At 58.0% G+C, this 23964-nt stretch carries 17 protein-coding genes; 6 read left to right on the top strand and 11 right to left on the bottom strand.

Features of this window, described 5'->3' with window-relative positions:
- Positions 1–33 precede the first annotated feature (33 nt).
- Positions 34–2133, bottom strand: coding sequence for a bifunctional aldolase/short-chain dehydrogenase (locus tag OZ410_RS13520; RefSeq protein ID WP_277708547.1), 2100 nt, complete (start codon positions 2131–2133; stop codon positions 34–36).
- A 90-nt stretch (positions 2134–2223) separates the two neighbouring features.
- On the opposite strand from OZ410_RS13520, the gene OZ410_RS13525 reads away from it, so the two are divergent.
- Entirely contained in the window at positions 2224–3243 is a 1020-nt protein-coding gene (locus OZ410_RS13525) for a GntR family transcriptional regulator (RefSeq protein ID WP_277708548.1), read from the top strand.
- 92 nt (positions 3244–3335) lie between these two features.
- A complete protein-coding gene (locus OZ410_RS13530; RefSeq protein WP_277708549.1) occupies positions 3336–4211 on the top strand; it encodes an alpha/beta hydrolase in 876 nt (291 codons plus the stop codon).
- On the opposite strand, the gene OZ410_RS13535 is transcribed toward OZ410_RS13530, so the two are convergent.
- The gene (locus tag OZ410_RS13535) at positions 4181–5926 is read right to left on the bottom strand and encodes a PQQ-dependent sugar dehydrogenase (RefSeq protein ID WP_277708550.1); all 1746 of its coding nucleotides are present in this window, start codon (positions 5924–5926) and stop codon (positions 4181–4183) included. The two genes, OZ410_RS13530 and OZ410_RS13535, sit on opposite strands and share 31 nt — an antisense overlap.
- Positions 5927–6040: 114 nt before the next feature.
- Here OZ410_RS13535 and OZ410_RS13540 point away from each other — a divergent pair, with 114 nt between their 5' ends.
- Both OZ410_RS13540 and OZ410_RS13545 read left to right on the top strand, forming a co-directional pair.
- Positions 6041–6958 (top strand): formylglycine-generating enzyme family protein, encoded by a 918-nt coding sequence (locus OZ410_RS13540; protein WP_277708551.1) that lies wholly within the window; start codon positions 6041–6043, stop codon positions 6956–6958.
- A gap of 28 nt (positions 6959–6986) precedes the next feature.
- Positions 6987–8315 carry a Gfo/Idh/MocA family protein gene (locus OZ410_RS13545; protein WP_277708552.1) on the top strand — a complete coding sequence of 443 codons (1329 nt, stop codon included), beginning with the start codon at positions 6987–6989 and terminating at the stop codon, positions 8313–8315.
- Here the strand turns inward: OZ410_RS13545 and OZ410_RS13550 are convergent.
- The 9 genes from OZ410_RS13550 to OZ410_RS13590 all read right to left on the bottom strand — a co-directional run bounded on the left by OZ410_RS13550 (position 8312) and on the right by OZ410_RS13590 (position 21217).
- Complete coding sequence (locus OZ410_RS13550; protein WP_277708553.1) at positions 8312–10693, bottom strand: alpha-L-rhamnosidase-related protein; 2382 nt, start codon at positions 10691–10693, stop codon at positions 8312–8314. The genes OZ410_RS13545 and OZ410_RS13550 overlap by 4 nt on opposite strands.
- Positions 10694–10696: 3 nt before the next feature.
- Entirely contained in the window at positions 10697–11941 is a 1245-nt protein-coding gene (locus OZ410_RS13555; protein WP_277708554.1) for a cation:proton antiporter, read from the bottom strand.
- A 70-nt stretch (positions 11942–12011) separates the two neighbouring features.
- Positions 12012–12317: a hypothetical protein gene (locus OZ410_RS13560; protein WP_277708555.1), complete on the bottom strand. Its 306-nt coding sequence runs from the start codon at positions 12315–12317 to the stop codon at positions 12012–12014.
- A gap of 1 nt (position 12318) precedes the next feature.
- On the bottom strand, positions 12319–15522 hold the full coding sequence (locus tag OZ410_RS13565) for an efflux RND transporter permease subunit (RefSeq protein WP_277708556.1): 3204 nt from the start codon (positions 15520–15522) through the stop codon (positions 12319–12321).
- Between the two features lie 12 nt (positions 15523–15534).
- The gene (locus OZ410_RS13570; RefSeq protein WP_277708557.1) at positions 15535–16617 is read right to left on the bottom strand and encodes an efflux RND transporter periplasmic adaptor subunit; all 1083 of its coding nucleotides are present in this window, start codon (positions 16615–16617) and stop codon (positions 15535–15537) included.
- Positions 16618–16628: 11 nt separating this feature from the next.
- The gene (locus OZ410_RS13575) at positions 16629–17966 is read right to left on the bottom strand and encodes a TolC family protein (RefSeq protein ID WP_277708558.1); all 1338 of its coding nucleotides are present in this window, start codon (positions 17964–17966) and stop codon (positions 16629–16631) included.
- Positions 17967–18079: 113 nt separating this feature from the next.
- Positions 18080–18712: a DUF2202 domain-containing protein gene (locus OZ410_RS13580; protein WP_277708559.1), complete on the bottom strand. Its 633-nt coding sequence runs from the start codon at positions 18710–18712 to the stop codon at positions 18080–18082.
- Between the two features lie 81 nt (positions 18713–18793).
- Positions 18794–19831 carry a cytochrome d ubiquinol oxidase subunit II gene (cydB, locus tag OZ410_RS13585; protein ID WP_277708560.1) on the bottom strand — a complete coding sequence of 346 codons (1038 nt, stop codon included), beginning with the start codon at positions 19829–19831 and terminating at the stop codon, positions 18794–18796.
- Between the two features lie 6 nt (positions 19832–19837).
- Positions 19838–21217 carry a cytochrome ubiquinol oxidase subunit I gene (locus tag OZ410_RS13590; RefSeq protein ID WP_277708561.1) on the bottom strand — a complete coding sequence of 460 codons (1380 nt, stop codon included), beginning with the start codon at positions 21215–21217 and terminating at the stop codon, positions 19838–19840.
- 134 nt (positions 21218–21351) lie between these two features.
- Between OZ410_RS13590 and OZ410_RS13595 the strand changes: the two genes are divergently transcribed.
- Together OZ410_RS13595 and OZ410_RS13600 are read left to right on the top strand one after the other, a co-directional pair.
- The gene (locus tag OZ410_RS13595; RefSeq protein WP_277708562.1) at positions 21352–21744 is read left to right on the top strand and encodes a hypothetical protein; all 393 of its coding nucleotides are present in this window, start codon (positions 21352–21354) and stop codon (positions 21742–21744) included.
- 66 nt (positions 21745–21810) lie between these two features.
- On the top strand, positions 21811–23913 hold the full coding sequence (locus OZ410_RS13600) for a TonB-dependent receptor (protein WP_277708563.1): 2103 nt from the start codon (positions 21811–21813) through the stop codon (positions 23911–23913).
- The last annotated feature ends 51 nt before the right edge of the window (positions 23914–23964 follow it).

Here is a 23964-nt window from a genome sequence, read left to right on the forward strand (position 1 = left end):
CCATTCTCCTCGAATTAAATTAACAAAAGTCGGTTACCGGACAAAGGCATTGGCCATGCCCCCGTCCACATTTACGATATTACCTGTGGTTTTATCCAGAATTCCCACCACGGCATATACCCCGTTGGCAATATCCTCCGGGTAGATGATTTCGTTCATCAGGTTGCGTTTGGCGTAGTAGGCCGGCAGTTCCTCCACGGAAATACCATAGGCTTTGGCGCGGCCTTCCGCCCATTCGCCTTCCCATATCTTGCTGCCCACAATCACCCCGTCCGGATTTACGGTATTCACGCGGATTTTTTCAGGCCCCAGCTCGGCTGCCAGCAGGCGAACCATGTGTTGCTGGGCGGCCTTGGCAGTGCCATAGCCCACGTTGTTGGGCCCGGCCACCAGGCCATTTTTGCTGGCAATACTCACAATATCGCCACCCAGGTTTTGTTTCCGCATCACAGCTACGGCTTCCTGGGCCAGTTCAAACTGCCCTTTGACCAAAACGTCCTGCAGCAGGTCCCATTCCTTTTCGGAGGTTTCCGCCAGGGGTTTGGAAATGGCCAGACCGGCGCTGTGCACCAGGATGTCCACCCCACCGAAGGCCAGGCACGCCTCTGAGAAGGCCCGGCGTACGGATTCCCGGTCCGTGACGTCGCAGGTTACCGCAGCCGCCACATCCCGCTTATAGGTAGACAGGGCCTCCTGCAGCCGGTCCTCGGCCACGTCGGTCAGCACCACGTTGGCCCCTTCCTCCGCCAGTTTGTCGGCAATGGCTTTCCCGATCCCGCCGCCGGCCCCGGTTACCAGGGCTACCTTGCCGGAGAGGGTCTTGGGTTTGGGCATCCGCTGGAGTTTCGCTTCTTCCAGCAGCCAGTATTCAATGTCGAAGGCCTCCTGCCGCGGCAGGGCGGTGTAGGCCGAAATGGCTTCTGCCCCCCGCATCACATTGATGGCGTTAATATAAAATTCGCTGGCCACCCGTGTGGTCTGTTTGTCTTTGGAAAAACTGAACATCCCCACGCCCGGAAACAGAATAATCACGGGGTTGGGGTCCCGCATGGCCGGGCTGTTGTCCCGTTTGCAGTTTTCGTAATACTGGGCGTATTCGGCCCGGTATTGTTCAAAGGCGGGCTCCAGTTTCTTCAGGGTAGCCCTGGGGTCGGACAGGTCCTGGTCCGGGGCCAGGTCTAGCACCAGGGGCTGGATCTTGGTCCGCAAAAAGTGGTCCGGGCAGGAAGTGCCCAGGGGTGCCAGGCGCTCCAGGTCGTGGCTGTTGATGAATTCCAGTACGGCTTCGGAGTCGTTAAAGTGCCCCACCATTCGGCGGTGGGAAGAACACAACCCCCGCAGCAGCGGCATCAGGGTGGCTGCCTGGCTTTTCCGCTGGTCTGCGGGCAGGGAGGTCACTTTCTGACCCCCGAAAACGGTTCCGTTTTCCTTTATTTTCCTGGCGATGTATTCAGAGGCCATTTCAATGACCTCCAGACTGTTGATATAGCACTCGAAGGAGGTGTCCCCCCAGGTAAACAGGCCGTGGCTGCCCAGGACGATCCCGCGGATCCCCGGGTTTTCTGCCAGGCATTTTTCCAGTTGCAACCCCAGGTCAAAGCCCGGTCGCTGCCAGGGTACCCAGCCCATGGTGTCGCCCCAGATTTCCCGGGTAACCGCCTCGCTATCTTCGGCTGCCGCAATGGCAATCAGGGCATCCGGGTGCAGGTGGTCAATATGGGCAAAGGGCAGTAAGCCGTGCAGGGGGGTATCTATGGAAGGGGCCCGGCTGTCCAGGTCGTATATACAGTGGTTAAAGAGCCCCACCATCCGGTCTTCGTCGTGCAGGCCCTGGTATACGTTCTTCAGGTTGCGCAGGCGGTCGGTGTACAGCCCGGCAATCCCGGCCCGGGTCAGGGTGCCGATATCGCCCCCGGAACCCTTGATCCACATCACTTCCACATCCTTGCCGGTAAGCGGGTCTTTTTCTACGGTCTTGCAACTGGTGTTGCCCCCGCCGTAATTGGTGATGCGAAGGTCTGTACCCAGGATGTTGGACCGGTACAGGAACAGGGCTATCTGGTCGTCGCCCAGGGCGGCGGCCTTTTGCTCATCCCAGAGGTAGTCCACGTATTTGAAGGTTTTGATATTCATCGGCAGTAATTTTCCTAATATTGGATAAAACTAACCGGGAAGGATGGCTTTTCCGTTCTGCACTGTACCGGGTAAGATACGCATTTAAGAGTGGATTATATCGACATTAAAGAGCATTCCAAGGTTCCGAAATACCAACAGATTATAAATTCTGTGGTCGATGCCATTGCCCGGGGCAAGTTGCAGGCCCAGGACCAGCTTCCTTCGGTAAATACCTTGCTGATCGAGTTCGATATATCCCGTGATACCGTGGTTCGCGCTTATGACCACCTGAAAAAGCGGGGGATCATTGAGTCGGTGCCCGGGAAGGGGTATTACGTCAGGAACGACCAGCTAACCCTTAAGGCCAAGGTATTTCTGCTCTTCAACAAACTCAGTGCGCATAAAAAACTGATTTACGATGCCTTTGCCAGGGAGTTGGAGGATAAGGCAACCCTGGACTTCTTTATCTACGAGAACAATTACAGGCATTTCAAGGAGCTTATCCATGCCGCGGGCAAGCGCGACTACACCCATTTTGTAATCATCTGCCATTTTGAAGAAGGCGGGGACGACCTCTGTGCTTTCCTGACACAAGTTATTCCGGCAGAAAAACTCATCGTGCTGGACAAGCGTCTGCCCGAAGGCTGCCCGTCTGCGGCGACCCTTTACCAGGATTTTCAACGCAATATTTATGATGCCCTGGTGGAGTTGAATCCTTCTCTGAAAAAATACGGGAAGATCAAAATGTTGCTGCGCCAACCTACCTATCACCCTGTTGAGATCAAAAAAGGATTTATCCGCTTTTGTGGGGAGTATGCCTACGATTTTGGCCTGGTGGAAGACGTGGAATCCGAAGTGTTGGAAGCCGGCACGGCTTACATCAACCTGAAGGAAGACGATCTGGTATCCCTGATCAAGAAAATAAAGGCTTCAGGGCTAAAAGTAGGCCGGGATATAGGTATCATTTCCTATAATGACACCCCTTTAAAGGAGGTGTTGCTGGATGGGATTACGGTCATTTCCACCGATTTTGAAAACCTTGGGCGGCAGGCAGCTGCCCTGGTGTTGGGACAGGGGCAGCTTGTACAGGAAAACCCGTTTTATGTGATTGCGCGGAATTCGCTTTAGAGTGAATCCGAGTAGGCCTGATGCGGCAGCGATATTATTTGTATTTTCAGAGGAAAGCTACCGCAATGAAGAAAAGTATTTTAGGATGTTTCATGGGGATGGTTCTCCTTACCATGCAGGGGCAAACAGCTCCTTTTAAAACCATCCGATTAGCGTCCGCCCCCGCCACCCCGGAGATGGTCTGGGAAGGAGGCGAACGCACCCAGATTTCCGACTGGGACGGGCTGCCAACGGTTTCCAACGTTTCCGAGCCCACCCTGACGGTATTCCTGCCGGAGCCTTCCAAAGCCACCGGTACGGCCCTGGTGATTGCCCCGGGCGGGGGGTTCCACACCCTGAGTATCGACAATGAAGGGCGGGATGTGGCCCGGTGGTGTGTGGAGCACGGGATAGCCGCCTTTGTGCTGAAGTACCGCCTGGTGCCCACGGGCGAGAACCCCGGGCGGGAATTTGCCGAAAAGCTGCAGCGCAGCCAGGAGGAACTGGACCGGCAGATGTCGCCCTATATCGCACTGGCCAAGGCAGACGGCCTGGCGGCCATTGCCTACATCAGGGAGCACGCAAAATCCTACGGCGTAAAGCCGGACCAGATCGGCATCATCGGGTTTTCAGCCGGGGGTACTGTAGCCGCTGCGGCTGCCCTGGAGTTTACTTCGGAGGCTAACCGCCCCAATTTTACGGCCCCCATCTACCCGGCCCTGCATGTGCTGGACTATTTGCATCCGCCCAAGGAGGCCATCCCCGCATTTTTTGCCGTTACCGAGGACGACCAGTTTGGTTTTCAGGTGCAAACCCAACAGGCCTTCCAGGCGTGGAATGCAGCGCGGGTGGCGTCCGAACTGCACCTTTATCCCAAAGGGGGGCACGGCTTTGGCATGCGCCGGCAGGGCCTGCCCAGCGACGCCTGGATTACCGCCTTTGAAGCCTGGCTGGGGTACTACGGTTTTTTGGCGCCGGCCACCCGGTAAACCTTGCCATCGTTCTTGGTGAACAGGTACAATTCCCCGGAGGCGTCCTGGGCAAAGCGGAGGTCTACCCTTGGGTGCAGGGACCGTGCCGCCAGGGTAGTGGCTTCCCCATCAATGCGCAAGGCAACCCGGTACACGGTTGCCGGGTCTTTTCCATCCATTTCGGCTACTTGAGCCCCGAAGAGGGTCCCCCGGGGGATGTCTCCGAAGAGGTACCACCCTTGGAGTTCCGGGACCCGCATCCCCCGGTAGGCATAGCCGCCGGAAACGGCATTGCCTTCGTCGTGGTCGTATTGCAGGGCCGGGCCGGTGAACAGGGTATCGGGCTTATCCAGGGGGTAGACCAGCTCCGAATTGGCGTGTACATCAAAAAGGAAGGTCCCTTCCCGTACAGGCCACCCGTAATCCGCCCCGGCCCGGCCCAGGTTGATTTCCTCCACGCTGTGCTGTCCGATATTGCTGATAAACATCTGGTGGCTCCCGCCCCGGTCCCAGGTCATGCGGTGGGGGTTGCGGAAGCCCCGGGCCCAGATTTCGCCCAGGGCGCCTTCCTGCCCCAAAAAGGGATTGCCTTCCGGGATGCCGTACTGCCCGTTGGCGCTGCTGCGCCCCCCGGGGTCTATCCGGATCACGCTGCCCCAGATGTGCCGGGAGTTGTCGCACAATTCCGGGTGCCCGCCCAGGGCGGCACCCCCGTCTCCGATCCCCAGGTAAAGCAGGCCGTAATCCGGGTCGGACGGTTGCGCCAGAGGGTTAAAAGTAAGTTCCTGGAAGCCGTGGATCTGGGAGGTCATATCGGCTCGGAGCACTTCGCGCCGACTGCCTGCAAAGGTGGCTTTGCCGGGATCGGTGGCTTGCCATTCGGTAAGCACCCACTGCAGGGCTGCCGGAATGCTATCCGGCAAGGCGAAATCTGCCCGGGCAGAACCGGCCTTTTCCGTATGGGTGGTGTACAACAGCCCGTTGGCTTCAAAGGCAGGATGGAAGGCGAAACTACCCAGGCCGGAGCCAAACCCCGGGGTATCGATAAAGGCCGGGGTTTTTGCTTTCAGATCCAGATAGGAGTGGACCGTATCCCCGTTTATTTCGTAAAGTATTCCCCGCTGGTCCGCCAGGAACAGGCGCCCCCCAATCCCATCCAGTTTGTTGATTCGCGCCAGCAGGGGTTCGGTGGCGGTAGGGGGCGCGGTAAACCATTCCTCCAGCTCCAGCGCCAGCCCGGCCTCCGGGATGGGTTGCGGGATGGGGTTCACCAGGCCGCCGGTGCGGTTGCTGGTATTGCGTTTTTCTGCCTCCGAGAATTTATGGATAAAGCCCAGCAGGTGTTCCATATCTTCCCCCTGGAGGTGCGGAAACCCGGGCATGTACATCCTGTAGCGCTCAAACAGGGCGGCAGCCCTGGGGTCGCCCCCGTCAATCATCGCTTTCGGGTCCTGGATATACGCCACCAGCCAGGCCTTGTCCACCTGAGAGGTCACCCCGCTCAGGTTGGGCCCGATTTCGCTGGCCTGGAAGTTGTGGCAGCTGGCGCAGTGCCGGTTAAAGACTTCCATGCCGTGCTGTATGGAGAGTTCGCCCCCGGCATACCGGGCTGCCACAGGGCCTGTATCGGAGGGTTTTCCTTTGGATTCCGGCCCGCAGGATAGCGGCAGGGCCAGCGTGATCAGGCCAAGCCCGAGGGAGAGGAATCGAAAAAAACAGCTTTTACTTTTCATGGTCCGGGAGGGTAAGTCGCGCCGGGTTTGGGGCCTCCATTTCCAAAGATAGGATTTCTCCCGGGCAGTCAGCCCCCCGCTGGCCAGCTGCTTAAAAAGGCTTACCTTGTTGAGGTGAAGCCGCTGCTGATTTCCATGCTCCTGCTTTGGGCTTTCGGCTTTTGCCGGGCCCAGGAAGCCGCCTACACCGGGGAAGTGCCGGGTACGGATGCCCGGTTTGGCATGGCCTACATTGAAGGCGGTACCTATACCCCGGAAAGTCCCGAAGCGGGCACGCCTGCCCGTGAGGTAACCCTTGCCCCCTTCTGGATGGGGACCCACGAAGTCACCTGGGAGCTCTACCGCCTGTACCTGGAACGCACCGGGGGTGCGGGCACGCCTTCGGGCGATGCCGTACACCTGGATGCGGATGCCGTTTCCGGGGCCACGGTGCCCTATGTAGACATGAGCCTGGGCATGGGCTCAGGGCCGGGATTACCGGTGGGCAATGTGACCCGCAAGGCCGCGGCCCGCTTCTGCAAATGGCTTTCCGCCAAGACCGGGCATTTCTACCGGTTGCCTACCGAAGCCGAATGGGAATACGCCGCCCGGGCGGGGGCTTCCACGCCTTATTTCTTCGGGTCGGATACTACCCGCCTGGAAGCTTATGGCTGGTATGCGGGCAATAGCGCCGGGGTGTACCACCAGGTAGGGCAGAAGGAGCCCAACCCCCACGGGCTTTATGACCTCTACGGCAATGTTGCCGAATGGGTGATGGACAGCCCGGAAGCCGGCACAGATCCGACCCAAACCTTTTCTCCTCCGGCCCGGGAATATCCCGGCATCCTGAAAGGCGGCAGTTACCGGAGCAGCCCTTCGCAGACCCAAACCGGGGTACGCCTGCTGTCGGACCCGGTGTGGAAACAGCGGGACCCTCAATTCCCCCGCAGCCAGTGGTGGTTTACCGATGCGCCCTTTGCCGGCTTTCGGGTGGTGCGCCCGCTGCACCCGCCCCCACCCGAAGAATACACCCTGTACTGGGACCTGAAATAGTCGAAAACAACCTTTTAAAACCATAGCGATGAAAGCGAAACCAACCTCCGGCAAGACACGCCGGGATTTTCTGCAAACCTCTGCCGTGGCCGCCTCGGCCCTGATGCTGCCCACCCTGGAAATGCAGGCCATGGCCCGCGCCTTCAATGAGAAAAAACTCCGGATTGCGCTGGTGGGCTGCGGCGGGCGGGGTACCGGGGCTGCCAATCAGGCCCTGCAGGCAGACCCCCATGTGGAACTGGTGGCCATGGCCGACCTGTTTGAAGACCGCCTGACCAACAGCTACCAAAATCTGATGGAGCGCTATGCAGACAGCGGGCGGGTACAGGTCCCGGAAAAAAATCGCTTTGTAGGCTTTGACGGGTACCAAAAGGCCATTGATCTGGCCGATGTGGTGATCCTGACCACCCCGCCCGGCTTCCGGCCCTACCACTTCCGCTATGCGGTGGAAAACGACAAGCACGTCTTTATGGAAAAGCCCGTGGCTACCGATGCCCCGGGCATCCGCCACGTCCTGGAGACCGCCCGTATGGCCGATGCGAAAAAGCTCAATGTGGTGGTGGGCCTGCAGCGCCATTACCAGGAAAACTACCTGGAAACCCTGAGCCGCCTGCAACAGGGCGCTATCGGGAAGATCCGCTCCGGGCAGGTGTACTGGAACAGCGCCGGGGTGTGGGTGCGTCCCCGCCAGGCCGGGCAAAGCGAACTGGAGTACCAGATGCGCAACTGGTACTACTTCAACTGGGTTTGCGGCGATCACATCCTGGAGCAGCACATCCACAACATAGACGTGGCCAACTGGTTTATTGGGGAGTATCCAGCCTCGGCCCAGGGCATGGGTGGGCGCCTGGTGCGCACCGGCCCGGACCACGGCGAGATTTTTGACCACCATTTTGTGGAATTCACCTATCCCGGCGGGGCCGTAGTGGCCAGCCAGTGCCGCCACCAGCCCGGCACCATGTACCGGGTGGGGGAGTGCTTCCAGGGCACCGAAGGTTCCGTGGTCACCAGCGATGCAGGGGTGGCGCGCATTTACGACCTGAGCGGGGCGGAAACCGCGACCATATCCAATTCGGAGGGGCATAACCCCTACCAGGAAGAACACAACCGCCTTTTTGCCTCCATCCGCGAAGGGGGGCAGCTCAACGATTCCTATAACGGGGCCAAAAGTACCCTCACGGCCATTATGGGCCGTATGGCCACCTATAGCGGGCAGGTGGTTACCTGGGAAGACGCCCTGAATTCACAATTGCAACTGATGCCGGAAACCGTCACCTGGCAAACCGTGCCGCCTTCGGTGCCGGATGCCCAGGGGAAATATCCCATTCCCATCCCAGGGCAGACCCAGGCTTTCTAGGGGCGGATCCGGATCCGGTTTTCCCCTGGGGTAAGGGCCAGCTCCTGCCCCTGCCAGTACAGGGTGCCCGGGGTGCCTTCCGGCAGGGTTATAGTACCTTCCAGGCCGCCGCGGGCGGTTTGCCGGAGGGCGACTTCAACTTCCCCTTTCGGGTGGGGCATACGGCCGTCCAGGCGGTCCAGCCCATTGAAATGGGGGCTCACCCCCACGGTTTCAAACCCCGGGCTATCCGGACGGATACCCAGCATTAGCGAAAGGAAATGATAGAGGGGGGAGGCACTCCAGGCATGGCAGTCCGAACGGGTGGGTTCGGGTTCCTCGGCAAAGGTGGTGAGCCCGTTGGCCAGCATGGTGTGCCAGGGCCCTAGGGTACCCAGGTAACGGTTGCCCATCCCGGCCTGCAGCAGGGCTTCGGTCCGGTAAAAGGAGAAATAATAGGAGGTTTCCGCCTGGTCCTGTCCCTCCAGGACGCGTTCCATGAGCGGGGCAGCGGCTTCTTGTGGCACAGTTCCCGTCAAAACGGCCAGGGTATTGGTGTGCTGGCTGTAAAAGTCTTTGGCCGGGGTGTCTGCATACAGCCCCCGCACCGGGTCCCAACAGGTTTGCTGGACAGCCTGTTGCAGGGAGGCCACCCGACTGGTGAAGCGCTCCGCCTGCCCCGGGTACCCGAAGGCCTGCAGCAGGGGGATGGCTTTTTGCAGGGTATAGGCGTACTGCAGGGTGATCAGGGCCGAACCCCCGGTTTCCGCCCCGGGCGGAATCCCGGATTCCCAGCCGTCGCGCACCACCCAGTCTACAAAATTCCACCACTCCATTGGCCCCAGTAACCCGTCTTCCCGCAACCGGGCTTCGTACCATTCCAACACAGATAATATTTCCGGGACCAGTTCGCTTACGGTTTGGGTATCCGGGGTGTGCATCCAGTAGTCGTGCAGCATGGTGATCCACACCAGGGAAAATGTGGGGATCTGTTGGGGGTCGTAGCTGGGGTAGCGACTCTGGGTCAGGCCAAAGGGGCGTTTGGAATCCCGGTAGGCCAGCAGGGCGTTTTTAAAGAGACGGGTGTCTCCGGATACATAGGTGGTGATCAGGGCCTGGATACGCGTGTCGCCTGCGTATTGCAGTTGCTCGTAATAGGGGCAGTCAAAATAGTTCTCCCCGGCGCAGAGCCGCTGGGTGCGCCAGCCCACTTCCCACAGGTCTTCCAGCCCGGGGATGGCGGCTTCAAACACGGCCGCTTCCTCCAGGGGATACCCGGTAAACCGGCTGTAAAAGCGCTCCAGTACCAGCGGTTCGCCCCCGGTCTGTATCTCCATTTCCACAAAGCGGAAGGTGCGCCACCACAGGGTTTCGAAGGTGCGGGAGGCCCCGCCGTCCAGGGTAATGCGGTCTGTGTTTCCCACTATATGTTTACCTGCAACGGCATTGCGGTTTCCCTTGTTCCCCGCGGAATCCACCAGACTTTCGGCATAGGTCAGGGAAAGGCGCGCGCCTTTGCCGCCCCGGGTGGTTACAATCGGGTAGGCGTTGGTCAGGTGCCCCTGGTCAAAAAGCAGGGTTACCTTCCGGTTGGCGGGGATGGTTAAAGCCTTTTCGCCCCGATAGTCCGGCCCGCCCAGGGCATTCGGGTTGCGACGGGGTACGGCGGCAAATTCCTGCGCCTTTTCCTCCATCAGGGGCAGGGTACGGGGCACCAGCACGTGGGAAGGGGTACCCCCATAACGGCCCAGGCTGGCCTGGGGCCGGCCGGCCTGCAATTCCCGGGCGGCTACAAACCCGGGGGTATGGTTTGCGGGGTCCATCCAGCCCCAGGGGTAGTCCGAGGCGGCAATGCCTTCGCCCGGCCCCACCACGTAGTAGGCATTCAGCCGGACCGGCAGGGGGGTATAGGCCGGGTTGGCCAGTACTTCCCAGCTGGCATTCGTATTGGCCAGGCCCCTGGTTTCCGGGGCGCCCTGCAGGATAAAGCCGGTGCGCACCGTATGCTGGGCTACCGGCCGGTATTCGGCAAAGTTCCAGACCGTGGCCGCCAGGATATTGGTGCCCTGGCGGAGGTAGGGGGCCAGGTCCAGGGTTTCGTACCGCCACTGCAGGCGGTCTCCCCGGGCCGGGCCAAAGGTCAGGTACTGCCCGTTCACATAGAGTTTATAGCGGTTGTCTGCAGAGAGGTGCACCACAAAATGCTCCGGGGCCTGGTCCAGCTCCAGGACCTTCCGGAAATGAAACACCCCAAAGGTGTCCCCGGGGTCGTCCGGGTGTGCAATCCAGCGGGCCTCCCAGGGGCTGCGGGGGTCGGGTTCCTGCCCTTGGCTAAAGGCCCAGCCAAAGGTCAGCAGGGCAACGGCAAGCAGGCGAAAGGGCATCGGCAATGATTTCATAGGTCAGGCGTTTTTGCGCAGGCGGGCCGCCAGTTTCCCGACGGTAAGGCCCTGTACGATAATAGAGAAGATCACCACGATGTAGGTGATGACCAGGAAGAGGTCGCGTTCCATCTCTGCGGTCAGGCCCAGGGCCAGGGCAATGGAGATGGCACCGCGCAGGCCGCCCCAGGTCATCATGGGGTGGGTACCGGGTACAAAGTCCAGCCGGCGTTCAAAGAATTTTACGGGCATCCACAGGGAGAGGTGGCGACAAACCAGGGCCAGGGGGATCATAGCCAGCCCCGCCAACAGGTAGGGTGTTTTCAGGTCCAGCACCAAAATTTCCATCCCGATCAGCACAAAGAGGACCGTATTGAGCAGCACATCCACCAGCTCCCAGAACTGGTCCACATAGCGCTCGGTGGTCTCGCTCATGGCCTGGGAGCGGGCATGGGGCCCGCCAAGCATCAACCCCGCGGCCACCATGGCCAGGGGGGCCGAGACGTGGAGGTATTCCGAAACCACAATACCCGTCATCACTACGGCCAGGGTAATGATCACCTCCACCGAATATTCGTCAATACTGCGCATCATCCTGAGGGCCACCCAGCCCAGGCCCAACCCCAGCAAAAGCCCCCCGAACACCTCGTGTACAAAGAGCAGGGCGGTATGCCCCAGGGAAAAGTCCCCGGCATCCCCGGCGGCCAGGGTATACAGCGTTAGAAAGACCACTACGCCCACCCCGTCGTTAAAGAGGGATTCCCCTACGATTTTGATCTCCAGTTTTTTGGGGACCCCGGCTTTTTTCAGGATGCCCAGCACGGCAATGGGGTCCGTGGGGGAGATCAGGGCGCCAAAGAGCAGGCATACCAGAAAGGAAACCTGCAACCCGAACAGGGGCAGCAAAAAATAGGTGGCCCCGCCAATCAAAAAGGTGGAGACCAGCACCCCGAAGGTGGCAAAGGCCAGCACCGGCCAGCGCTGGGCCCGCAGCTTTTCCAGGTCGGTGTGCAGGGCGCCGGCAAACAGCAGAAACCCCAGCAGGATATCCAGCAACAGCGACTCAAAATCGATCTGTCCGATGATGTACCGCTCGGCCTGCAAGAGGCGGGAATCTATGGCGCTCAACGCAAAGACGGCCAGGGTAAACCCGATAGTGATCACCGTAAGCCCGATGGTGTTCGGGAGTTTGATCACGCGGGTATTCAGGTACCCGAACAGGGCAGAGAGTAACACCAGGATGGTGGCAATCAGGAAGTAATCCATAGGGGGCTGGTTTTTTAGCCCCCTAAAGATAGAAAATCATGCCTATCCGGCCTGCTCTTTGGCAACCTGCTTACAGGGAGCGCTCTATGGGGACCACCACTGCCTTTATGGGGTTGTTGGTTTCCAGGTGGGCATTGAACTCTTCCATGAGTCCGAACAGGGTGTCGATGTGGTCGGCATCGGTAAAGGAGAAAAACATCCGGGATTCATTCCCGCCTTTCTCCCCCGGGAACCAGCTCTGGGTCATCATCAGGGGGGGCAGGCTTTTATACCCGTCAATTTCCGAACCGCTAAAGCTCTCAATCCCCGCCTTTTTAAACAAGGCAAGCACCTCGGACTTAAACTGGTCCACCACGGTAACGATCAGCAATTTCATATCAGGATTCTTTGTGGTTCTTTCTTTCAATGAGGTAGTACACCAGGGGCACCACCAGCAGGGTAAGGACGGTGGAGGCAATGGTCCCGCCCATAAGCGAAATGGCCAGGCCCTGGAAAATAGGGTCGAACAGGATTACAAATGCCCCAATAACCACAGTCCCTGCCGTAAGCAGTATGGGTGTGGTACGAACGGCTCCGGCTTCAATCACCGCTTGTTTCAGGGGAATGCCATCTGCCAGCCGCAGGTTCACAAAGTCGATGAGCAACACCGAGTTGCGCACCATGATCCCTGCCAGGGCGATCATCCCGATAAAGGAGGTGGCGGTAAAAAAGGCGCCCAGCAACCAGTGGCCAATCACGATACCTACCAGCGAAAGGGGGATGGCCACCATCATAACCACCGGGGCTTTGAAATTCTGGAACCAGCCTACAATCAGCATGTAGATGATTACGATTACCCCGGCAAAGGCAAGACCCAAATCCCGGAAGACTTCCAGGGTAATCTGCCACTCCCCGTCCCATTTCAGGGTGAAATCATCCTCGTATTCGGGCTGCCCCAGATAGCGTTCCTCCAGGGTGTACCCGGCGGGTAGCTCCAGGGCCTTCAACCGGTCGTCCATCCCCAATATGGCATAGACCGGGCTTTCCAGGGTGCCGGCCATGTCTGCCATCACATATACCACCCGCCGTTGGTTTTTACGGTAGATATTCTTGGCACGCGTCCGGGATTCCACCGAGACGAAATCTGCAAGGGGCAGCAGGTTACCCTGTTGGGATTTAACCCGCAACTGCCCCAGCGCATCCACGGAGGAGCGGTCCGATTCTCCCAGGGCCAGGACCAACTCCACGGGGTCTGCGGCCCGCTCGTCGTAAAGGCTGGCAATGGGGCGGTCCGAGAGCGCCATATGGACACTGTGGACCAGTTGTTGGGGAGCCAGCCCGTGTAGCATGGCCTTTTCCCGGTTTACTACCAGCTCAAATTCCGTCTGGTCATCTTCGGTCATGCCGTCTACGTCCACCACATCCGGGGTTTCCCGAAGCAGGGTTTCTACCTGTTCTGCCAGGGCCATTTGCTGGTTGTAATCCGGGCCGTAGATCTCGGCAACAATAGTGGAGAGCACCGGGGGCCCGGGAGGGACTTCCACCAACTTGATGTTGGCACCGTAAACTGCGGCTATGGCCTGAATACCCGGGCGCATGGCCTTGGCAATGTCGTGGCTCTGGGCGGAGCGGTCGTGTTTGTCCGTCAGGTTTACCTGGATGTCCGCCATGTTGCTGCCGCCCCTGAGGTCGTAATGGCGTACCAGGCCATTAAAGGTGATGGGGGCAGAGGTTCCCACATAGGCCTGGTAATTCACTACCTCCGGGCGGGTCTTCAGGTATTGGCCAATTTCCCGGGCCACCACGGCGGTGCGCTCCAGGGTAGTCCCTTCCGGCATGTCGATCACCACCTGGAATTCGTTTTTGTTGTCGAAGGGCAGCATTTTCACCAGGACCGATTCCGTGAAGAACATGGCCATGGAACCTAACAGCAACACTACGGTAATCCCCAGAAAGGCATACCTGCGGGTGCGGTTTTCAATCAGTGGCCGCTCCAGTTTTTCGTACCAGCGATAGATCAGGGTTTCCTCCAGGGGTTTGTGGACCTTGGGCGCCTTTCCTGTTTTTTTGTCCTTTTCCCGCAGGAAGAGGTAACCCAGGTATGGGGTGATGGTGAGGGCCACAAACAGGGAGAGCAGCATGGCTATGGAAGCCCCTATGGGCATGGGCGACATATAGGGGCCCATCAGCCCGGAGACAAAGGCCATCGGCAGCACCGAGGCAATCACGGTAAAGGTGGCCAAAATGGTGGGGTTGCCCACCTCGTTAATGGCGTAAAGGGCCGCCTGCCGGAAAGGGAGCCGCTTCATCTTGAAGTGGCGGTGCATATTCTCCGCAATGATGATGGAATCGTCCACCACAATCCCCGTCACGAAAACCAGGGCAAAGAGGGTAATTCGGTTTAGCGTGTAATCCAGCATGTAGTAACTCAGCAGGGTAAGGGCAAAAGTAATGGGCACCGAGAGGAAGACCACCAAGCCTCCCCGCCAGCCCATGGCCAGCATCACCACAAAGGTTACGGCAATGATGGCCCCGATCAGGTGCATCAGCAGCTCGGACACTTTTTGGGAGGCCGTTTCCCCGTAATTGCGGGTAACCTCCACATGTACCTGATCAGGGATCAGGGTTTGCCGCAGATGCTCCACCTTTCGAAGGATCTGGTCCGAGATCTTCATGGCGTCTGCCCCTTTGCGCTTGGCCACCGAGAGGGTCACAGCCGGGTATTCGGACGGGAATTCCCTGGCATTCGGGCTGGCGCCGCCAAAGCCCAGGGAAACGTAATGCACCGGGATTTGTGGGCCGTCCGTAACCCGGGCCACCTGCCCCAGGTATACCGGCTGCCCCTGTTGTACCCCCACCACCAGGTGCTCAACATCCTCGGCGGATTGGAGGAAACGGCCAGTCTGCACCAGGTATTCCGTATCTGCACGGTCAAAGCTGCCGGACTGCATCTGGGCATTGGCTCCTTCAATCCGGGCCGCCACCGAAAGAAAATCCAGGCCGCTGGCCGCCAGTTTTTCCCGGTCCAGGGCTATACGCAATTGTCGGTCCCGGCCTCCTATGCGTTTGGTGATGGAAACATCCCGCACCTTTTCGATTTCATCCTTGAGGCTCAGGGCCAGCTCGTTCAGCTGGTAGTCGTCGTAGGAATCGCTCCAGAGGGTAAGCCCCAGCATGGGGACATCGTCTATGGCGCGTGTCTTCACCAGGGGGAAGGTTACCCCCCGGGGCATACGGTCCATGTGTTTGTTGATCTCGTTGTACAGCTTTACAAAGGACCGCTCAATGTCTTCCCCCACATAGAACTGTACGATCACCATGGCCTGTTCCGGCATGGCTGTGGCATATACGTATTCCACCCCTGGGATATTGGAAATGAGCTTTTCCAGGGGTTTCACCACCCGGGATTCCACCTCCGCGGGGCTGGCACCCGGGTAGCCCACAAAGATGTCGGCCATGGGCACGTCAATCTGTGGCTCTTCCTCCCTGGGGATCAGGAACGAACTGTATACGCCAATGACCATAAACACGATCATCAGCAGGACGGTTAGTTTGGAGCCGATAAAGCCCTTGGCTATTTTTCCGGCTAATCCTTCTTTCATTGCAGCTGCTGCTTAAGGGGTGCTGATGCGTACCCCGTTGAACAATTTTCCTTCGGCCGAGCGTATATAGGTCTCCCCGGCCTGTAAACCGGAAAGTACTTCCACCTGGTCTCCATATTCCCGGCCTAACCGCAGCCAGCGCAGCATGGCGGTCTGTTGCTGGCTTACCGTATAGATCCCGGAAAGTTGACCCCTTTGTACAAGGGCGTCGCGGGGGATTAGGACCGTGACGGTTTGCCCGGAATCTTTTTTGGCTCCTGGGAAATGCAGGGTGGCATACATCCCGGAGCGCAGGCCCGGGTCTGTCTGGTCCAGCTGCACCGTAGCCAGGTATTGGCCACCGGTATTGCGGGCAGAGGTGCTGAGTTCACTTACATGCCCCCGAAGCTCCAGGCCGGCGGCCTCTATTAAAACGGGAACGGTATCGCCCACGGCAACCCCGATAATGGCACTTTCCGGGATGCGGGCCGCTACCTCAAAGCGGCCGGGGGCCTCCACGGCCACCAGGGGCTGGCCCGGACTGGCCAGGTCTCCCGCTTCGGTAAACACATTGGTGACCACCCCGTCAAACGGCGCCTTGATTTGGGCATAGGCAAACTGAGCGGCCACTTCCTGCCGCATTTGCCGGGCACCTTCCAGTTGTGCCTTTGCCATCTGGTAGCGGGCGGTCATGTCGTCCAGCTCCTTTTGGGTAGCGCTCTGCGCGGCAAAGAGCTCCCGGTAGCGCTGGTAATCCTTTTCGGCATTGGCAAAGCCCGCCTGCGCCTGGGCAATGCCCGCTTCGGCCTGGGCCATTTTGGCCCGGAGATCTGCCAGGTCCAGGCTAAGAAGTAAGTCCCCGGCCTGTACCGGCTGGCCTACCTTAACATGCAGGGTGCGTACGTATCCCATCATCCGGGTACCCAGGTTGGCCTGGCGGGCGGCTTCCACCTTCCCGCTGGCTGTGAAATACGGGGTGGCAGACGCAGTTCCGGCCTGTGCCAGGGTTACGGCAACGGGTTGTTGGGCTCCGGATGGGGATTCGCTGGGATCGCCCCCGCAGCTTCCCATCAGGAGTGCGATAGCGATCAGGGAAAGGGTATATCTCGTTTTCATGGTTTTTCAGTTTACTTGTTCAGGTGTTGGGTTTGCGGGGTCTGGCCCGGGGCAAGGAATTCCAGGTATGCCAGGGCGTAATTCACGGCGTATACCGTTTGGGCGTATTCCAGTTCTTTATGGGCGGCAGAAGCTTCGGCAGACAGCAGGTCGGTGGTTTTTTCCAAGCCCTCCCGAAAACGGTTGCTCCGGATGCGCAGGGCTTCACGCGCCTGTTCCAAAGAGAGGGTAACCCCTTGCAACCGGCTGCGGGCATCGGCCAGCGCCCGTTGGGCCTTTTGCCATTCCATCTGGCTTTGGGACTGGTATTGTTGCTGCTCCAGGCGCGACTTGTCATAGGCGGCCTTGCTGGCCTGAATGCGTCCTGTACGGCTGTTCCCTTTAAAGAGATCCCAGCTTAACTGGGCCCCAAGGGTATAGCCGCTGGCGCCAAACCGGAAGAGCTGGTCATCGTACAGCTCATAGGTACCAAAGGCATTCAGGCGGGGGAGGAAACCCGTTTGTTCGGCCTTATAGGCATTCTTATAGGCCTCGGTTGCCAGTGAGAGGGCTTTGAGATCTGCCCGGTCAGAAGGCAGTTCAGGGGCCAGGGGGGCTGCCTGGGGGGCGGGTTTTAAGCTGTCCCTGGGGATATAGATCACCGAAGGAGTAGTGTCCATCAGCAGGGACAGGTAGTCCGAGGTATTGGCCACCTGGCTCCTGGCCTGGTGCAAATGGTTCAGTACCTCGCTTACACGTACCTGTACCGCCAGCAGGTCCGATTTTTGCAGGTACCCCTTTTGGTATAGGTTCCCGGCCAGGGTTTCATAAGATTGGGCGGCCTGCAGGGCCTTTTCCAGGACCGTTACGCTTTTGTGGGCCAGTTGCAGCTCCATGTAGGCCCTGCGGATTTCCAGTTCCAGGTATTGGCGGCTGCGTTCGCCTTGCAGGGCGGTGGCCTCCATCTGGTAACGTGCAGCCTTACGTTGGTACAAACCATCCACATTGAGCAGGGGCTGTTGGACCTCCAGGCGTGTGGCGTAATTTTCGGTACGCTCCGGGTCGTTCAGCAGCTCCGGGTTAAAGTCCGCTGCGGTCAGGACTTCCTGGTTCAGGCGGGACCCGAAGGCCATCAGGGGGTTGGTGGTTACTATACCGGTGTGGGAGGCCGATAGGGAAGGCAAAAAGATGGCCTGAGTCTGGCGGTATGCCCCCCGGGCTTCCCGGTAGGCGGCTTCGGAGATCTTCAGCTGGGTATTGGCCTTCAGGGCGCGCTGCATGATTTCCGCTTCGGATATGGCCACTTCCTGTGCCTGCACCGCCAGGGAGGCGAGCAGCAACAGGGAAGTTATGTGGCGGGTTCTCATCATTTCGTCGGATTTGATGGAGGCAAAATTAGAGGGGGCCGGCGCACGGATCAGTAACATTCGTTACGGATCGCACCAGCCCCCTTAGGAGCTTCGAATTATACCTGGCAGCAGGCTTAACGCCCGCAGCGTTCGTTACTGTTGGAAAGGATTACCTGGTATTCCTCAGCGGAAATATAGGCCGGGGCATACGTATCCCCCAGTGCATCCAGGGCGTTGGAAAAGGCCCGCAGGTGGTTACGGGAACCGCATTGCAGGCGCTCGAAGGTGCGGATCAGGTCCGGGTGGTCTGTGGCCTGTATAAAGGTCTCAAGGTCTGCAATGTCCAGGTCTTCGATCAGGGCCCCCACCTTCAGTGCCTGGCTCAGGTCTGTACGGCCCTGTTCGGTTAACTGGTCATAAAGGGCCTGGAGTTCCGGATTCTGGAATTCCCCGGGGGCTTCTACCGTAAAGGGAAGGGCATTGGCTTCGAGCAGGGTGGTTACTGCACTCATGTGCTGTGCTTCACTTTGCACAATGTTGAGGAAGGTCTGGTGGGACCAGAGATCTCCCAGGAACTGGTAGACATCCCGCGCCAGTTTTTCCTCTTCCAGCATGAAGTAGAGGGCCTCCTGGTCCGAAGGGGACAGGGGTTCCACAGCTATTTTGGCCGTAGGCGCGGGCAGGTCGGAAGATTCACAGGCGCTAAAGGCCCAGGTCAGGGGCACCACCACCAGGGCGGTTGCCGCAATTATCAAACGTGTTTTCATAGTCAAATCATTTAGATGAGACTACAAAGTACCCACTCTTATCGCTGGGGTTCAGCCATCTGGGTTACATAAGGCCCGGGGTCAGTAGCTGGTCTCGTCCAGGGTTACCTTCCCGCGGAAGGTACGGTAGACAAATATCGTATATCCCAGTACCAGCGGGCCGCCAATCGCCACAATGGTTAGCATGATCTGCATGGATTTGGTGGAAGATGCGGCATTATAGATGGTGATGTGGTTGGCCGGGTCCTGTGAGGAAAAGAGCAGGACCGGATAGAGTTCCACCGCCACCAGTACCAACATCAGGGCAATGGTGAGGGAGGAAAAGACAAAGGCCTGCAAAAAGCGTTTGCGGTTGGCCAGGCGGGGTACGTTGGCAATACTCAGGAAGGTGAGTAAGGGGATAAGGAACAGGGCCGGCTGGCTTTTAAAATCGTCTGACAAGTGGGGGATATACAATAGGGTATAGAGGGTGGTAATCCCGAAACTGACCATAAAAAAGATCATCCCGCGTTTGAGCAGCATTCGGATTTTCTGGTAGAGCCGACCTTCGGTTTTCAATAAAAGGTAGATGGCGCCATGCATCATAAACAAGGACAGGGTGGTGGCTCCGGTCAGTAACGCATAGGGACTCAGAAAATCCAGGAAACCATCTCCCTGGTACTGGTAATCCGGCCCCAGGTTAATGCCTTGGAGGACATTGCCTAGGACCACGCCAAGCAGGAATGCCAGCATGATGCTGGAGATACTGTAGGCCACATCCCATAATTGCCGCCACCATTTCATGGGTTCCTTCCCGCGGAATTCAATGGCAATGGCCCGGAAGATGATAAAAACCAGGAAGAGCATAAAGGGGATGTAAAGGGAGGAGAACAGGGTGGCATACATCAGGGGGAAACCTGCAAATAAGGCACCCCCGCCAATCACCAGCCAGACTTCGTTTCCGTCCCAGACCGGGCCCACTGCATTCAGGGCAATCCGCCGGCTTTTTTCCGTTTTGAAGAACAGGTGCCAGGCTCCTGCCCCGAAATCAAAGCCGTCCAGGATGGCATATCCGGAGAACAGACCGCCTACTACAAGGTACCACCAGGTGGGATAATCAAGGCCTAAAAAGGTTTCCATAGTTGCTTATTTACCGGTTATGACTTCGCTGATTTCACGGGTTAGGGGCCGGTCCGCCTCATTACCTTCGTCATAAGGTCCGTGCTTGATCTTTTTATTGAGCAGGTACAGAAACAGGACAAATAACAAGGTGTAGATCAGGAAGAAGAGGATTAAGGAAAACAAAATCTGGTTGGCCGTCACCACCTGGGAAAAGGCTTCCGAAGTACGTAGCAGCCCGTAGACTACCCAGGGTTGCCGGCCCATTTCGGCAGTGAACCATCCCACTTGATTGGCAATTTGCGGCAACAGGACGGCAGCCACAAAAATCCAAAGCAGCCATTTTTTATCGAACAGACTGCCCCGCCAATAGAGCCAGCTGGAATAAAGGGTGAGGCCAATGAGCAGCATTCCAATCCCAATCATGATGTGGTAAAACTGGAAAACAGCATTTACCTGCCCGGGCCGATCTGCCTTAGGGAAGGCCCGCAGGCCGGTAACCGGTGTTTCCGTATCATAGTCCAGCAGGAAGGACAGGCCCCCGGGGATACGTACCCCGCTAACGGTTTCGCTATCTGCATCTACCCACCCAAACAGGTATAGGTCTGCAGGGGCGGAGGCTTTAAAATGCCCTTCCATAGCGGCCAGTTTAGCCGGTTGGTTGTGGGCAACTCCCTCGGCCGATTTATGGCCACTGGCCAGTTGGGCCAGGGAAAAAAAGGTAGCTACCCCCAGGGCAATCCCGAATGCCTGTCGGGAAATTTCCACATACCGCCCTTTCACCAGGTACCAGGCATGTACGCTCAGTACCAGAAAAGCACCAGCCAGAAAAGCCCCAAGCCACACGTGCAGCAGGCGATCCACGCTGCTGGGGTTAAAGACCATGGCCCAGAAGTCGGTAATCTCGGCCCGGGCGTCAAGGCCTTCGCCCACTATATGGAAGCCGGCTGGGGTCTGCTGCCAGCTGTTGGCCACTACAATCCAGATGGCCGAAAACATGGAGCCCAGAAAAACCCCAATAGTTGAAACCAGGTGTACCCAGGCCGGTACCCGGTTCCATCCGAAGAGCAGGATGCCCAGAAAACCGCTTTCCAGGGCAAAGGCAAAAATGCCCTCCGCAGCCAGGGCACTTCCGAAAACGTCTCCTACATAGCGGGAATATACGGCCCAGTTGGTACCGAATTCAAATTCCATTACAATCCCGGTAACCACCCCAATCCCAAAGGTAAGGGCAAAGATGCGGGTCCAGAACCGGGCCAGTAGATGGTAGGACTCTTTGCGGGTTCTGAGGTACAGGCTTTCAAAGATAACCAGCAACAGCCCCAGTCCAATACTGAGTGGGGGATAGATATAATGGTAAGCAACGGTAAAGGCAAACTGTATGCGTGCGAGCACTTCGGTATCCATGGTGGCTTCTCTTTGCAACAAAGGTACGCTGCCCCAGGGGAGTGGGTAGGTAACGCAGGTTACACTTCGGGGATTTATAAGATTTGGTGACAATTGTCAGATTACAATGCAGGCAATAGCCATACCTTTGCCTCATGTTCCCCCGGACGGCTTATATAGGCCTATTCTTTTCTTTCCTGCTCTGGACGGCTGTGCTGCGCATCCCCGTGATTTACGCCTATTATATGGTGGCCCAATCCGACTTTATTGCACGCCTCTGCGAGAACAAGGACAAACCGGAAATGAACTGCGACGGGAAATGCTACCTGAGTAAAATGATGCAAGCGGAACAGGAGGCAGACCAGGAACCGGCAATGCCCATGCTTAAATGGAGTGAAATCCGTCTATTCTGGGCAGCCGAACAGCGGGAAAATTCCCGATTCGCTCCGGAGAAGGACCAGCCTGCCGATGCCTGGAACCAGCGGTATGCCTATCAGCCGCTTACCTATTGTTTTCGACCTCCTCCAGTGCTCCCTGCCATAGGTTGAAACAGAAGGCCCCGCCACTTTGGCAAGGGGCCTAAAGGTATTTACTCATTATTACCCTTTAGAACTATGAAAACATTTGGCGTAGTGCTGCTATGCAGCTTGCCATTTTGGGTATGGGGGCAACAACATCCTCTGCCCGATCCTGCCGATACGCTGGGGTTACCCCTGTACCGGCTTAATGAAGTTATCGTGGTGGGCAACAGTATGGAAGACCCGGCCATGACACAACAATCCCAGGACCTTTCCCAGAACGTGGTGCAGCCTCGGAATGTGGCCGACCTTTTTGGAGACCTTCCCGGATTCCATCTGATCCGCAGGGGGAATTATGCCATTGACCCGGCGTTCCGTGCAGCCCAATACGAACAACTCAATGTACAATTCGATGCAGGCACCCGGGTGATGCATGCCTGTCCCAACCGGATGGATCCCATAACCACCCATGTAAGCCCCGAGGAAATCGAGCGGGTTGAATTGGTGCGGGGCCCTTTTACCGTGCGGTATGGTCCGGTCTTTGCCGGGCTGATCAACCTGGTGACCCAGGACCCGCGGGAAGCCGGAACCGGCCTTCATGGCGCCCTGAGCAGCGGGTACGAATCCAATGGGGATTCCTACCTCACCACCCTGCGGCTGCAACAGGTCTGGGAACACACCGACCTGGGCGCCAACCTGGGATGGCGGGATTTTGGGGATTATACGGATGGCGATGGCCAAGCCGTCCCCGCGTCCTTTGAAAGCCTGGATTACAAACTGCAGCTGGGCCATAATTTTACTGCCCGGCAGCGGGTGGAAATGAACTGGCGCCAATCCTTTGGACGGGATGTCTTACATGCAGGCCTGCCCATGGATACGGAATACGACAACTCTTCCGTGCTGTCTGCAGACTATACCTGGCGCGCCAATAGCCAGGCCTTTCGCGGGATTTTCGCCAAGGCCTACCACGCCTTTGTGGATCACCTGATGACCAATGAATTGCGTCCCAACTACGAAACCATGGAGGCCATAGCAAAGGTGCAGGCACGTTCCTGGGGTGGGCGTCTGGAATCCCGCTGGAAACCCGGAGGCACCCTGGATTTGTACCTGGGGGCAGACCTGAATGCCGTGGCACGAGACGGCAACCGGGACCGGCTGGTCAAGCGCAACATGATGGGGATGCCCCTGGCGCAGCCCATGGCCTATACCGACAAAATCTGGCAGGACAGCTATGTAAACCAGGCCGGCACCTACCTGGAAACCCGGTGGGCGGCCTTCCCGTCAGGCCAGGTTACGGCTGGAGTGCGCATGGATGCCGTCTGGTCCGATATCCGGGATCCCGAGGCGGATTTTCAGGCTCTCTACCCCAACCTGGGGTATAGTGCCGCGGGATATGTTTCGGGCAACCTCTCCCTGAGGACACGCCTGAATCCCGGCCTGCTGCTGGAGATAGCCCTGGGCCGTGGCGTGCGCCCCGCTGGGATGATCGAACGGTATATCAATCATTTTACGGTAGGACAGGATCCTTATGAGTACGTGGGGAACCCCAACCTGCGCGCAGAAGTAAACCACCAGGCAGAGGTGGGATTTAAAGGGGAGTGGAACCTGCCTGCTGGGCCGGTATCCTATGAACTTTCTACCTTTTACAGCGCGCTTTCGGATTACATCATGGCAGTGATCGACCCCAGCCTCAGCCGGAAATACATGCCCAATGCAGAGCCTTCGGAGGTTAAACGCTTCATCAATCTGGAGCGGGCGTATAAAACCGGGTTTGAAGGCGCGTTGGGATTAGCCCTGTGGCCGGGTTTGCGTACCGAAGTAAACCTGGCCTATGTCTATTCCCGGAACCGGGACCTGGGAGAAGCCCTGCCCCTGACTCCGCCGTTTAGCGGAACTTTCCGGCTGGCGTATCAGAAGAGCCGGTACTGGGCCAGGGCGGATTTCCGGTTTACTGCCAAACAAACGTTACTGGCGCCTTCCTTTGGGGAAACCGAAACCCCTGGCTATGGCCTGGTAGACCTGCGCCTGGGGATTAACCCCACCCCGCAAATGCAGGTGGGTTTAGCAGCCCTTAATGTGCTGAACCATTCCTATTACGACCATTTGAATTTTGCACTGACGAATCAGGGAGAAGTATCCGGAAACCGTATCCGGGAGCCCGGGAGGAATCTTTCGGTCTACCTGAAGTATACGCTCTAAAACCAAAAAAGCCCTCCGGATATGGAGGGCTTTTTCTTTTAGTTTCAGGTG

The sequence above is a fragment of the Robiginitalea aestuariiviva genome (genome assembly GCF_029537735.1).
Taxonomy (GTDB): Bacteria; Bacteroidota; Bacteroidia; order Flavobacteriales; family Flavobacteriaceae; genus Robiginitalea; species Robiginitalea aestuariiviva.